The sequence below is a fragment of the Janthinobacterium sp. TPC_1 genome (assembly GCF_056037845.1).
The window spans coordinates 4,598,839-4,611,253 of the sequence record NZ_CP195157.1; the positions used below are offsets into that span (position 1 = coordinate 4,598,839).

Below are 12,415 nucleotides of genomic sequence, written 5' to 3' on the forward strand. Positions count from 1 at the left end.
GATGCACCGTCAAGTCTGTTTTGCCGCCTTGGCCGTGGTGACGGCCCTGGCGGCCGCCACGCCGCTGCGCACGGCTGCCTCGATGGTGGCCGGATAGTCTTGCGTCCGGTCCTCATTGGCCGTGTAGTCGCCGGCCAGCAACAGGCCCGGCATGCCGCTGGCATTGCCGGGGCGCAGCAAATCCGGCGTGCAGGCAAAGGTGGCGCGCTTTTCCGTGATCAACTGGGTCCAGACGGGTTGCGCCAATTCAGGGCGCTGCAGCACCTGCGCCAGCTGCGCGGCAATCGCCTGCGCCAGCGGCCCGTGGCCTTGCTCGGCGGCAGGACCGGAGGCGCTGATGACGACGGCCAGCAAGCCTGCCTGCTTGCTGTCGAGCTGGCCCCGGTCGAAGACGAACTGGCCCCAGTGCTGTTGCTCCGGCGCATCGACGAGCGCGTAAAACGGCAAGTCCAGGCGCACGCCGGCGTCGTATTGCAGATAGCAGGTGCTGATGGCTTCCGGCGTGAACGCCTGCATGCGGGCAATGGCATCGGCCAGGCGCGCGTCCTGCACGGCATGCAGCAGGCTCGCGGCCTGCACGGACGAGGTGGCCACGATGACGGCGTCAAAGCCGTCCCCGTCATCGACGCCGTCATCAAGCCGCCAGCGGCCATCGGGCAGGGCGTGCAAGGCAGCCACCTTGGCGCCCGTGCGGACTTCTCCGCCATGCCGTTCCACATAGCGGGCGGCCGCGTCGGGCAGCAGGGCGGAGAGATCCGCCTTCGGGATCAGCATGTCCGAGGCGCGCCGGCGCGATGCCCCCAGGCTGTCGCGCAGCACGTTGATGAAGACGCGGGCCGAGGCCCGCTCGGGCGGCGTGTTCAGTGCGGCCAGGCACAGCGGGTGCCACATCAGCCGGTTCAAGGTATCCGTCTGGTCGAAGCGCTGCAGCAATTCGGTTACCGTGCAATCGTGGTACAACTGCCAGCCCATCCATCGCATGGCGGTGGAAAATCGCAGCAGGGCCAGCTTGTCGGCGCCTTGTAGACCTTTGGCGCGCAGCAGGGCCCATGCCAGGTGCAACGGCGCGGGCAGGCGCGGCGCGATGAAATCCATGCCGCCTGAGTTCACCGGATAGCGCATCTGCAGGGGCACGGTGAGGATCAGTTCGGCAGGGTCTTGGCCCGCGAGCTTGATCAGGCGCAAGGTTTCCGTGTACGCGCCCAGCAAGATGTGCTGGCCGTTGTCGAGCACAGTATTTTCCCGTTCGACGCGGCGCGCGCGGCCGCCCAGGGTGCGCGCCGCTTCGAAGACGCTCACCGAGTGGCCGGCGCGCGCCAGTTCCATGGCCGCCGCGCAGCCGGCCCAGCCGGCGCCGATGACGGCGTAGCGTTGCTTCACGCGAATATCAGCCACGGACCCAGGTCTTCCACGCCAGCCACAGTTTGCGGATCGGCGTGAGCGAGATGCGCTGCTTCAGCACGTGGTAGCCGTCGCGCTCGACTTCATTGAGCAGGGTGCGGTAGATGGCGGCCATGATCAGGCCCGGGCGCTGGGCGCGGCGGTCTTCGGCCGGCAGCAGGGCGAACGCTTCGTCATACGCCTTTTGCGCGCGCGCCACCTGAAAGCGCATGAGGTTTTCAAAGTTTTCGCTGTGGCGCGCGTTCAGCAAATCGGCTGCCGTCACGTTAAATTGCTGCAACTCGCTGATCGGCAGGTAGATGCGCCCCTTGCGCGCATCTTCGCCCACGTCGCGGATGATGTTGGTCAGCTGGAAGGCATGGCCCAGCTTTTCCGCGTACAGCAGGGTTTCCGGACGGGTCGCGCCAAAGATGCTGGCCGACAAGATGCCCACCACGCTGGCCACATGCCAGCAATAGCGGCTCATGGCCTGGTAATCGAGGTAGCGGGTCTGGTTCAAGTCCATTTCCATGCCGTCGATGATGGCCTGCAAATGTTTTTCTTCCAGTTTATAAATATCGAGGTGCGGCTGCAGCGCGCGCATCACGGGATGCGTGGGGTTGCCCTCGTACATGGCCTTGACTTCCTTGCGCCACCACACCAGCTTGGTGCGTGCCACGGCTTCGTCCGTGCATTCGTCGACCGTGTCATCGACTTCGCGGCAAAACGCATACAGGGCCGTGATGGCCTTGCGGCGTTCGGCCGGCAGGAACAGGAAGCTGTAGTAGAAGCTGGAGCCGCTCTGGGCGGCCTTTTGTTGGCAGTATTCGTCGGGAGACATAGTCAAAAGAGCAAGGGTTGCAGATCGAAGCCGCTATTCTATCGTCTTACAGAGTGGGCGACGGGGGAAAAGCCGTTTTTACTTGCGTCTCTTGATGCAGGCTTTTGCGCGACATGCGCAGGGCGCGCCAGAAAATGATCAGCCAGTCGCGTTTTTCCAGCTTGGGACGGCGCCGGAACACGTCGTAATTGACGGCTTCGATGGCTTCCAGGATGCGCAGGCCCCCTTGCACTACCAGGCGCAGTTCCCAGCCGATGCGTCCCCGCAAACGCAGGGCCAGCGGCGCGCCGGACAGCATCAGGGCGCGCGTGCGGGCCACTTCGAAGCGCATCAGGGCGCTCCACTTGCCGTGCGCCTCGGGCCGCTCGAAGGCGGCGGCGGAGACGGCAAAGCGGCTCAGGTCTTCCATCGGCAGGTAGATGCGTTCCTTTTGCTGGTCGATGGCGACGTCTTGCAAGAAATTAATTAATTGCAAGGCTGAACATATCGCATCGGAATCGCGTACATTCTGTTCATCGGCCGCGCCGTACAGGTGCAGCATCAGCAGTCCCACGGGGTTGGCGGAGCGGGCGCAGTAATCGAGCACGTCGTCATAGCTGGCGTAGCGCGTCGTTTCCACATCCTGTTTGAAGGCCGACAACAGATCGTGGAAGGGCTTCAGCGGCAACTGGAACCGGGCGATGACGGCGGCCAGGCGTTCGAACATGGCGGCGTTCTCGCCGGCATGGCCTTCCTCGCGGGCGATGCGGCCCAGTGCCTCTTCGTAGGCGTGCAAGGCGGCCAGGCGTTCGGCCGGCGTGGCGTCGCCTTCATCGGCCAGGTCGTCGGCACTGCGGGCGAAGGCATAGATGGCTTCGACGGCGGGCACCAGGCGGCGCGGCAGTAAAAATGATGCTACAGGAAAATTTTCGTAATGGTCTACAGGCATTGAACACGCTTCTTTAGTCTTGCAGTTTTTTAATCTCGAGATTAATGACGCAAAAGTCACTAAAAACTTTTACGCACGATTATAATTAATAACCAGAAAGTCATTAGCGGGAAATCGTTCCCCGCCATGACCAAGCTGATATTGTCACAAATTTAAGGATATCGCGTGCGAAAAAGTTTGGCTTGGCCCAAAGGGCAAGCAAAAAGTTTCTCCGCATAAAAAAATATTACAGCCCGCATAGTAAAGGAAAATACCTTGTTTGCCCTGAAAACCCTGCGCCGCGAGACCGGCGCACCCGCACTGCCCGCCCTGCGGCTGATTGCTGCCGCCGCCCTGGCGCTGACCCTGGCGGCCTGTTCCAAGCCTGCCGTCAAAGTGGAAGACGTGCGCCCCGTGCGCGCGATCGTGTTGTCTAGCAGTAATGTCGACGTGAGTGCCGAGCTGGCGGGCGAGGTCGTGCCCCGCGTCGTGTCGCAGCTGGGTTTCCGCGTGGGCGGCAAGATCGTCGCGCGCAAGGTGGACGTGGGCGCCAGCGTGACGAAGGGGCAAGTGCTGATGCAGCTCGATCCCGCCGACTTGCAGCTGTCGCAGGCGCAGGCCAAGGCGTCGCTGGTGAGCGCGGAAACGAGCCGCGACCTGGCCCGCGCGGAACTGAAGCGCTACCAGGATTTGCGCGAGAAGAATTTCGTCAGCCAGGCCGTGCTCGATGGCAAGGATGCCACCTACAAGGCGGCGCAGGCGAACGTGGAAGCGGCGCAAGCCCTGTACCGTGGCCAGGCCAACCAGTCCGGCTATGCCAGCTTGGTGGCTGACGTCGATGGCGTGGCGTCGTCACGCGCATCGAGGCCGAAGTGGGGCAGGTGGTGGCGCCAGGCGCGCCCGTGGTGCAGGTGGCCAAGAGCGGCGAGAAGGAAATCGTGATCGGCATTCCCGAAGACAAGGTCGAGACCTTGCGCAAGGTCAAGGATGTCACCGTGCGCCTGTGGGCCGATCCGAAGCAGGGCTTGCCGGGCAAGATACGCGAAGTGTCGCCCGTGGCCGATGCCGCCACGCGCACCTACCTGGCCAAGGTCAGCATCCCGGACGCGCCGCAGGCACGCCTGGGCATGACGGCCGTGGTGCAGTTCGCCTCGCAAACGGCCACGCCGCAGATCAAGGTGCCGCTGACGGCCCTGTTCAACGAAAAATCGCAAAGCTCCGTGTGGGTGGTGGTGAAAACGGCACCGTGAAGCTCGTGCCGGTGACGGTGGGCGGCGTGGCGGGCAATGAACTGCTGCTGACCTCGGGCGTGAAAGCGGGCCAGACCGTGGTCACGGCCGGCGTCAACCTGCTCAAGCCTGGCCAGAAAGTGACCATCCTCGGCGCCGGACTGGCCAGCAAGCCCGATGTCGCCGCTGCCCCTGTCAGCGTGGGTGCGGCCAAATGAAGGGCGGCTTCAATCTGTCGCGCTGGGCCCTCGAACACATCCCGCTGACGCGCTACCTGATGGCCGTGCTGCTGATCGGCGGCATGCTCAGCTATGCCAGCCTGGGCCAGGATGAAGATCCCCCGTTCACCTTCCGCGCCATGGTGCTGCAAGCCTACTGGCCAGGCGCCACGGCCTTGCAGATGGCCGAGCAGGTGACGGACAAGCTGGAAAAGAAGCTGCAGGAAACGCCGTACATCGACGAAATCACCAGTTATTCGAAGCCCGGCGAAACCTTGATCCTGCTGGAGCTGCGCGAATCGGCGCCGCCCAAGGAAACAGCCGCCGCCTGGTATCAGGTGCGCAAGAAGATCGGCGACATCAAGGGTACCTTGCCGGCCGGCGTCGTGGGCCCGTTCTTCAATGACGAGTTCGGCGACACCTACGGTTCCATCTTCGCCCTGTCCGGCGACGGTTTTACCTACGCGGAAATGAAGGATTACGCGGACAAGGTGCGCCAGGAATTACTTTCTGTTGGGCAGGTATCGAAGGTGGAACTGTTCGGCGTGCAAGATGAAAAGATCAATATCATCTTTTCGCACAAGAAATTCGCCCAGTTGGGCATTCCTTTCGATGCCATCGTGCAGCAATTGTCCGAGCAAAACAGCATCAACGCCACGGGCGTGCTGGTGACGCCGACGGACAACCTGCAGGTGCGCGTGACGGGCGCCATGCTTACCGTCAAGGACTTGGAAAACCTGGAATTGCGCGCCAACGGCACCACTTTCCGCCTCGGCGACTTTGCCACCGTGAAACGTGAATTCGTCGATCCGCCGAAGGACAAGATGCGCTTCAACGGCAAGGAAGTGATCGGCCTGGGCGTATCGATGGAAAAGGGCGGCAACATCATCGACATGGGCAAGGCCTTGCAGGCAACGGTGACGCGCATGAAGAGCGAATTGCCGGTCGGCATAGAGCTGCAGCGCGTGTCGAACCAGCCGGAAGCCGTGTCCGCGTCCGTGGGCGAGTTCGTGCATACCCTGATCGAAGCCATCCTGATCGTGCTGGCCGTCAGCTTTGTCGCGCTGGGCTTGCACACGAAGCCGCTGCGCATCGACGTGCGTCCCGGCCTGGTGGTGGCGCTGACCATCCCGCTGGTGCTGGCCGTCACCTTCCTGTGCATGCGCCTGCTTGACATCGACTTGCACAAGATTTCGCTCGGCGCCCTGATCATTGCCCTGGGCTTGCTGGTCGACGACGCCATCATTGCCGTCGAGATGATGGTGCGCAAGATGGAAGAGGGCTTCTGCGCTTTGACGCGGCCACGTTCGCCTATACCTCGACGGCCATGCCCATGCTGACGGGCACCCTGATCACGGTGGCGGGCTTCTTGCCCATCGGCCTGGCCAAGTCGGCCGCCGGCGAATACACGTTTTCCCTGTTCTCCGTCAATGCGCTGGCCCTGATCATTTCGTGGGTGGTGGCCGTCGTCTTCACGCCCTACATCGGCTACGTCTTGTTGAAGGTCAAGCCGCACGCGCATAACGACCATGAATTGTTCGATACGCCGAACTTCCGCCGCTTCCGCCGCACCGTGGCCTGGTGCGTGGAATGGCGCAAGACGACGATTGCCGCCACCCTGGCCATCTTCGCGCTCGGTATCTATGGCTTTAACTTTATTGAAAAGCAATTCTTTCCCGATTCCAGCCGTCCGGAACTGATGGTGGAACTGTGGTCGCCCGAAGGCACGACGTTCGCCGCGAATGAAAAGCAGGTCAAGAAGTTCGAGGCGTTCGTCGGCAAGCTCGACGGCGTGGAAAGCGTGACCAGCTATGTGGGCACGGGCAGTCCCCGTTTCTATTTGCCGCTGGACCAGATCTTTCCGCAGACCAACGTGTCGCAAGTGGTGATCCTGCCGAAGAGCCTGGCGGACCGCGAGCAGCTGCGCCAGAAGATCATCGACGTCTTCAAGAAGGATTTCCCGGAAGTGCGGGGCAGGGTAAAACTGTTGCCGAACGGACCACCGGTGCCGTATCCCGTGCAATTTCGCGTCACGGGGCCGGAAGTGGCGGGTGTGCGCGCCATTGCCGACCAGGTCAAGGATATCCTGCGGGCCAATCCGAACACCGTGGGCGTCAATGACAACTGGAATGAATCGGTGAAAGTGCTGCGCCTGGACCTGGACCAGGACAAGATGCGCGCGCTGGGCGTCACCTCGAAAACGGTGATGCAGGCGGCCAATACGATACTGTCGGGCACCGTCATCGGCCAGTTCCGCGAAGACAACAAGCTGATCGATATCCAGGTACGCCAACCGCTGGAGGAGCGGGCGACGATTTCCGTGCTGAACGACACGAATATCCCGACGGCAACGGGCAAGTCCGTGCCCATCTCGCAGCTGGCCCGCGTGCATTTTGTGTGGGAACCGGGCGTCGTCTGGCGCGACAAGCGCGAATGGGCCATTACCGTGCAATCGGACGTGGTCGACGGCATCCAGGGCGCCACCGTATCGACGCAACTGGCGCCGCAGCTGGACGCCTTGCGGGCCAAAATGCCGGACGGCTACCGCATCACCGTGAAAGGCGTGGCGGCCGACAGCGGCGAGGCGGAAGCGTCGATCGCGGCGAACTTGCCGCTGGCCATCTTCATCATCTTCACCTTGCTGATGCTGCAGCTGCACAGTTTCTCGCGTTCGCTGCTGGTGTTCCTGACGGGGCCGCTGGGCGTGGCGGGCGCCGCGTTTGCCTTGCTGCTGCTGCACCGTCCGCTGGGCTTCGTGGCCAACCTGGGCGTCATCGCGCTGTTCGGCATGATCATCCGCAATTCCGTGATCCTCGTCGACCAGATCGAGCAAGACATCAAGGATGGCTCCACGCCGTGGGACGCCATCATCGACTCGGCCGTGCGCCGCTGCCGCCCCATCGTGCTGACGGCGGCAGCCGCCGCGCTGGCCATGATCCCGCTGTCGCGTTCGGTCTTCTGGGGCCCGATGGCCGTCGCCATCATGGGCGGCCTGATCCTGGCGACGGCCCTGACACTGCTGTTCCTGCCGGCCCTGTATGCGGCCTGGTTCCGGGTCAGGAAGCCGGAGCCGGTGACTGCAAAAGAAGGCTAGGAGCCAGCACCAAGGTGCAGTCATAAAAAAGGCGGCATTCCTCTGGGAAATCCAGTAGAATGCCGCCTTTGCTTTACCGAGCGCTTGCTCCGGGCTTGCTCAATGAGTCCGCGGTAGCCAGATCGCTCCCGAGTTGTTAAAATCAGGGGCGGCAGCCTGTGGCAAGTAGCACAAAGTAGTACAAAATGCGATGTGGTGGAATTGGTAGACACGCTGGTCTTAGAAGCCAGTGCTTCGGCTTGGGAGTTCGAGTCTCCCCATCCGCACCAATCCGGGTTGTTCCAGCCCGGACGTGCAGCACCATCAAGATTTTCCCTGATTTCCCCTCACTGTATCATCCCAGTGCGCCCAGTGCCGCCAGTTGCCTGCTCGACTGTTGCACCATCCGCATGATCAGCGCCTGCGCCTGCGGGTAGCCAGTGTTGCCCATCAATGTTTCATCCGCGGTCAGCGGCCAGAGTGCCTGCAAGACGCGCTGGCGCGCCTGCGGCCAGTCGTGCTCCTGCGCCGGGGGCGCCGGCGGCAGTTCCCGGTCCAGCATGTGCAGCGCCTGCCGCGTCATCGCCAGCTCTTGCTGCGCCAGCGCGGCCAGCGCTTCGCTGCGCGGTGGCGGCTGCTGCAGGAGAAAGGTGTCGAGCTTGCGGCTCTGGCGTTCGTACAGGTCGAGCAGCAGGTGCAGGGTGGCGCCGGCAGGCCGCCGTTGCGTGTCGAGCGCATCGAGTACGTCCAGCAGCCAGCGCGTCATCTGGCGTCCGGCCAGTCCCAGCTCCGGCCAGGTAGTGCTGTGCAATTGTTCGCCCAGGTAGCGGGCGCGGTCGATGGCGCGCCGGCTGCCGCTCATGTGCTGGCCGATGGGGCCGTACCGGGGCGCCAGCGTGGCTTCCTGCCGCTCGGCCTGCAGGCACAGCAAGGCCAGATGGACGTACACGTGGAAGGCGGCCAGGGTGCGGTGGGCATCCCAATAGTGATTATTGTCATCATCGGGCGCATTCCATAGCGAGCAGACCCTGGCGCCATCGTCGCGCGCATAGTCGGGGGCCAGCAGGCTATGGCCGTGGCGGAAATCGTACAGCTTCTGGTGCAGCGATTCGTGCAGCAAGTGCTCGGCCAGCCACCAGGGATTGCCGATCAGTTCCTGGTTCAGGAACACGCTGCCATTGACGCGGAATTGCGAACTCGATGCCTTGCGCGCCACGTGCCCAGCTTGGGGAACAGGGCGATCAATTGCACGTGAGACAGCGCGCTGGCCGTCAGACGGGGCAGCAGGGTTTCCAGCAGGCGCAGGCCGCGGCGCAGCAAAACCCTTTCCTGCGGCGTGGGCGTGGCCAGCGGCGCGCCATAGTTATCTTCCATTACGGCAAGAAAGGCGCGCGCATATGGCGTGCCTTCCTGCCAGGCATGCCATATATAGGTGTCCTCGCTCTGCGGGCTGCCCTCGTCGTGCAGCCGGGCCACAGGCGGCAGATGGGCCACCAGCGGCCCGCCGGGCAAGCCCGCGCGCAAGTGCTCGCCCGCCGCCTGGAACAGCGCCGCGCATTGCGGCAGGGGCAAGCCGTAGTCGTCGCCCAGGTGCAACTGGCGCATGGCGTGCTGGACGGCGCAGCGCAGCACCGTGTCGCCCAGCAGCTGGCGCTGGCGCGCGGACGGCGCCGCATCGAGCTGGCGAGCCAGGCTTTCCGCCGCGGGCGCTGCTGCGGCCCAGCTTGTGCAGCCGCCGCCGGTAGGCGACGGCCAGCTGGTCGCGGATGTAGCCGCTGTCGCCAAAGGCACGGTGGGACGCCAGTGCCGTTTCCACGGCGCCCAGCACGCCGGTGTCCGCTGGCGCGGCGCGCAAGCTGTGAACGGGCTGCACGGCGCGGCCGGGTCAGGCGACGGTGGGGTGGTCGTGGTCGTGGTGACCGTCACCCTTCATGCGCAATTCCATTTCATCGACTTCCGTCTGGATTTTTTGCAGGTCGTCATCCGTTACGCCGTCGAGCAGGCGGCTGAGGACCATTTGCAGCTTGGCTTTGGCGTTGCTGGAACCGCCGGGTGCGCTATCGCTCATGATGTTTTCTCCATTAAATGCACTTGGAGAGGGGCGAAGCGGCTTAGGTTTGCCTGAAAAATGGCCAAATTGAGGTAAATCAAAGGTTTTTTGGCCGAAATCTTCGCCAAGAGCGCATTTCTTTGTTTCGGACGGGGCGGGGCGACAGTTCGCATATACTAATGAACGAAGCAGGCTGGAAAGCCTGTCTCTGGCGAAATAAAGAATGCCGGGGCAAGAGTAAAGACAGGGCCACCCAGGCTGTAGCGACTCGTTCGCCGCCGCTGGTATCCTCTGTGGCCGGGCTGCAAAGCCAGCCACTTTCCCGAAGTCCTTTGTTATAATGCCACGCTTTACCGAATGATGGCCGGCCCTGCATTTACTGAGAAGCGGGGCTGGACGCTCGGAGCCCTGTCGCAGTACTGGAAGCGGCGGATTGTTTGGTGCCTGGTGCGGGTTTTCCCTCAGCCGGGTAGACCAGGTCCATTGTCCTGCTTGCAGTGCTTTTACAGATGAATATGCGAGCGAGTGAAGCTGGACCCATGTCTTGCCGTCAGCGATGGCGCAAGGGGTCGGGTCTTCTTTTCTCGCACCAACAGTGTTTATTTTTTGGACGATTTTTTACATGGCAACTGCAGTCGAAACCTTGGGCAAACTCGAACGTCGTATCACGATCTCCTTCCCGCTGACGGACGTCCGCACGGAAGTTGAGAAGCGCCTGAAAGTGCAAGCCCGTACGGCTAAGGCACCGGGCTTCCGTCCGGGCAAAGTGCCGTTGAAAATGGTCGCAGCACAATACGGCTACCAAATTGAATCGGAAGTGCTGAATGACAAAGTCGGCCGCGCGTTCAACGACGCTGCCAACGAAAACAATCTGCGCGTGGCCGGTTTCCCGAACATCGTGCCGAAAGAAGAAGCAGCCGAAGGCCAGCTGGCTTTCGACGCCACCTTCGAAGTGTATCCGGAAGTCGCCATCGGCGACCTGACGGCCGTTGAAATCGAAACCGTGCAAGCCGACGTGTCGGAAGCCGAAATCGACAAGACCATCGATATCCTGCGCAAGCAGCGCGTGCACTTCCACACCAAGGGCGAAGCTGGCGAACACGGCGACGGCGGCGAGCCGATCGCTGCCAACGGCGACCGCGTGACCGTCGACTTCGTCGGCTCGATCGACGGCGTTGAATTCCCAGGCGGCAAAGCTGAAGGCTACGCTTTCGTGCTGGGCGAAGGCCGCATGCTGCCGGAATTCGAAGCAGCGACCCTGGGCCTGAAAGTGGGCGAGTCCAAGACTTTCCCATTGTCGTTCCCAGAGGACTACCACGGTAAAGACGTTGCCGGCAAAACCGCTTCGTTCACCATCACGCTGCAAAAGCTGGAATGGGCGCACCTGCCGGAAGTCGATGCCGAATTCGCAAAGTCCTTGGGCGTTGCCGATGGCGACCTGGCCAAAATGCGCGAAGACATCAAAGTCAACCTGCAACGCGAAGTCGCTGGCCGCGTGAAAGCACGCAACAAGGAAGCCGTCATGGACGCGCTGATCAAAGTTGCTGAGCTGGAAGTGCCAAAAACGCTGATCGCTCAGGATTCCGAGCGTCTGGCCGAAATGACCCGCCAGGACATGGCGCAGCGCGGCATGAACGTCAAGGACGTGCCTTTCCCAGCAGAAACTGTTCGCGGAAAAAGCCGAGCGTCGCGTACGCCTGGGCCTGATCCTGTCGCAACTGGTGGGCGACAACAAGCTGCAGGCTACGCCTGAGCAAGTCAAGGCGCAAATCGAAGATTTCGCCCAAAGCTACGAAGATCCACGCGAAGTGCTGAAGTACTACTACAGCGACCGTCGTCGTCTGGGTGAGATCGAAGCCCTTGTATTGGAAGAAAACGTCGTCACTTACGTGTTGGGCCTGTCGAAAGTCACGACGAAAGCAGTTGCTTTCGACGAACTGATGGGAAGCAACGCACAAGCGTAAACCAGTTGGTATCCGGATGCCGCTCCCGGCCGCAAGGCCGGGGCGGCGCCCTCTAACTGCTTCACAAGGAAATGAAATGACAGGTATGAACCGTAATCCGGCGCTGGACACAGAGATGCTCGGCCTGGTGCCGATGGTGGTGGAACAAAGCGGTCGCGGCGAGCGCTCGTATGATATTTACTCGCGCCTGCTGAAGGAACGCTTGATTTTCATGGTCGGCCCGGTCAATGACCAGATGGCCAACCTGGTTGTCGCCCAGCTGCTGTTCCTGGAAAGCGAAAATCCGGAAAAGGAAATCTCGCTCTACATCAACTCGCCAGGTGGTTCGGTCTCGGCCGGCATGGCCATCTACGACACCATGCAGTTCATCAAGCCGGACGTCTCGACCCTGTGCACGGGCATGGCTGCCTCGATGGGCGCTTTCCTGCTGGCCGCTGGCGCCAAGGGCAAGCGTTTTTCGCTGCCGAACTCGCGCATCATGATTCACCAGCCGTCCGGTGGTTCGCAAGGCATGGCGTCCGATATCGAGATCCAGGCGAAGGAAATCCTTTACCTGCGCACCCGCTTGAACGGCATCATGGCCGAGCGCACGGGCCAGACGATCGAACAGATCGCCAAGGACACCGACCGCGACCGTTTCATGTCCGCCGACGAGGCCGTTGAGTATGGTTTGATCGACAAAGTGTTGACCAGCCGCGCTTGATGAGCCCCTACCGGTATTGCTAAGTACGTAAGTAAACGCCCGGGCGATCA

Annotated in this window: 10 protein-coding genes, 1 tRNA gene and 2 pseudogenes; 7 read left to right on the forward strand and 6 right to left on the reverse strand. The window is 62.2% G+C overall.

The genetic code is table 11. The features are described 5' to 3' along the window. Window positions 1–9 precede the first annotated feature (9 nt). The 3 genes from hpnE to hpnC are packed head-to-tail and all read right to left on the reverse strand — an operon-like array spanning window position 10 to window position 3,149. Window positions 10–1,380, reverse strand: a complete 1,371-nt coding sequence (gene hpnE / locus ACQVLG_RS22415) for a hydroxysqualene dehydroxylase HpnE (RefSeq protein WP_474291056.1) — start codon at window positions 1,378–1,380, stop codon at window positions 10–12. A 7-nt stretch (window positions 1,381–1,387) separates the two neighbouring features. Next, window positions 1,388–2,221 (reverse strand): presqualene diphosphate synthase HpnD, encoded by an 834-nt coding sequence (gene hpnD / locus ACQVLG_RS22420; protein ID WP_139092815.1) that lies wholly within the window; start codon window positions 2,219–2,221, stop codon window positions 1,388–1,390. A gap of 46 nt (window positions 2,222–2,267) precedes the next feature. Further along, on the reverse strand, window positions 2,268–3,149 hold the full coding sequence (gene hpnC / locus ACQVLG_RS22425) for a squalene synthase HpnC (protein ID WP_474291057.1): 882 nt from the start codon (window positions 3,147–3,149) through the stop codon (window positions 2,268–2,270). Between the two features lie 255 nt (window positions 3,150–3,404). Here hpnC and ACQVLG_RS22430 point away from each other — a divergent pair, with 255 nt between their 5' ends. The 5 genes and pseudogenes from ACQVLG_RS22430 to ACQVLG_RS22450 all read left to right on the forward strand — a co-directional run bounded on the left by ACQVLG_RS22430 (window position 3,405) and on the right by ACQVLG_RS22450 (window position 7,938). Continuing rightward, a complete protein-coding gene (locus tag ACQVLG_RS22430) occupies window positions 3,405–4,070 on the forward strand; it encodes an efflux RND transporter periplasmic adaptor subunit (protein WP_474291058.1) in 666 nt (221 codons plus the stop codon). Then, on the forward strand, window positions 4,031–4,378 hold the full coding sequence (locus ACQVLG_RS22435; RefSeq protein WP_474291059.1) for a hypothetical protein: 348 nt from the start codon (window positions 4,031–4,033) through the stop codon (window positions 4,376–4,378). The genes ACQVLG_RS22430 and ACQVLG_RS22435 overlap by 40 nt, the downstream gene beginning before the upstream one ends. Then, a complete protein-coding gene (locus tag ACQVLG_RS22440) occupies window positions 4,375–4,575 on the forward strand; it encodes a hypothetical protein (protein WP_474291060.1) in 201 nt (66 codons plus the stop codon). The genes ACQVLG_RS22435 and ACQVLG_RS22440 overlap by 4 nt, the downstream gene beginning before the upstream one ends. Then, window positions 4,572–7,669: pseudogene (locus ACQVLG_RS22445) on the forward strand (efflux RND transporter permease subunit). Before ACQVLG_RS22440 ends, ACQVLG_RS22445 begins: the two are co-directional and overlap by 4 nt. A gap of 187 nt (window positions 7,670–7,856) precedes the next feature. Then, window positions 7,857–7,938: transfer RNA gene (locus ACQVLG_RS22450), tRNA-Leu, on the forward strand. A 65-nt stretch (window positions 7,939–8,003) separates the two neighbouring features. On the opposite strand, the gene ACQVLG_RS22455 is transcribed toward ACQVLG_RS22450, so the two are convergent. The 3 genes from ACQVLG_RS22455 to ACQVLG_RS22465 form a co-directional block, all read right to left on the reverse strand. Beyond that, window positions 8,004–8,864, reverse strand: a complete 861-nt coding sequence (locus tag ACQVLG_RS22455; RefSeq protein WP_474291061.1) for a hypothetical protein — start codon at window positions 8,862–8,864, stop codon at window positions 8,004–8,006. Beyond that, entirely contained in the window at window positions 8,810–9,439 is a 630-nt protein-coding gene (locus ACQVLG_RS22460) for a hypothetical protein (protein WP_474291062.1), read from the reverse strand. The genes ACQVLG_RS22455 and ACQVLG_RS22460 overlap by 55 nt, the downstream gene beginning before the upstream one ends. Before the next feature lie 94 nt (window positions 9,440–9,533). Further along, entirely contained in the window at window positions 9,534–9,716 is a 183-nt protein-coding gene (locus tag ACQVLG_RS22465; RefSeq protein WP_230538138.1) for a hypothetical protein, read from the reverse strand. Between the two features lie 604 nt (window positions 9,717–10,320). Here ACQVLG_RS22465 and tig point away from each other — a divergent pair. Next, window positions 10,321–11,662: pseudogene (tig, locus tag ACQVLG_RS22470) on the forward strand (trigger factor). An 85-nt stretch (window positions 11,663–11,747) separates the two neighbouring features. Then, on the forward strand, window positions 11,748–12,365 hold the full coding sequence (clpP, locus tag ACQVLG_RS22475; RefSeq protein WP_369811567.1) for an ATP-dependent Clp endopeptidase proteolytic subunit ClpP: 618 nt from the start codon (window positions 11,748–11,750) through the stop codon (window positions 12,363–12,365). Window positions 12,366–12,415 lie beyond the last annotated feature (50 nt).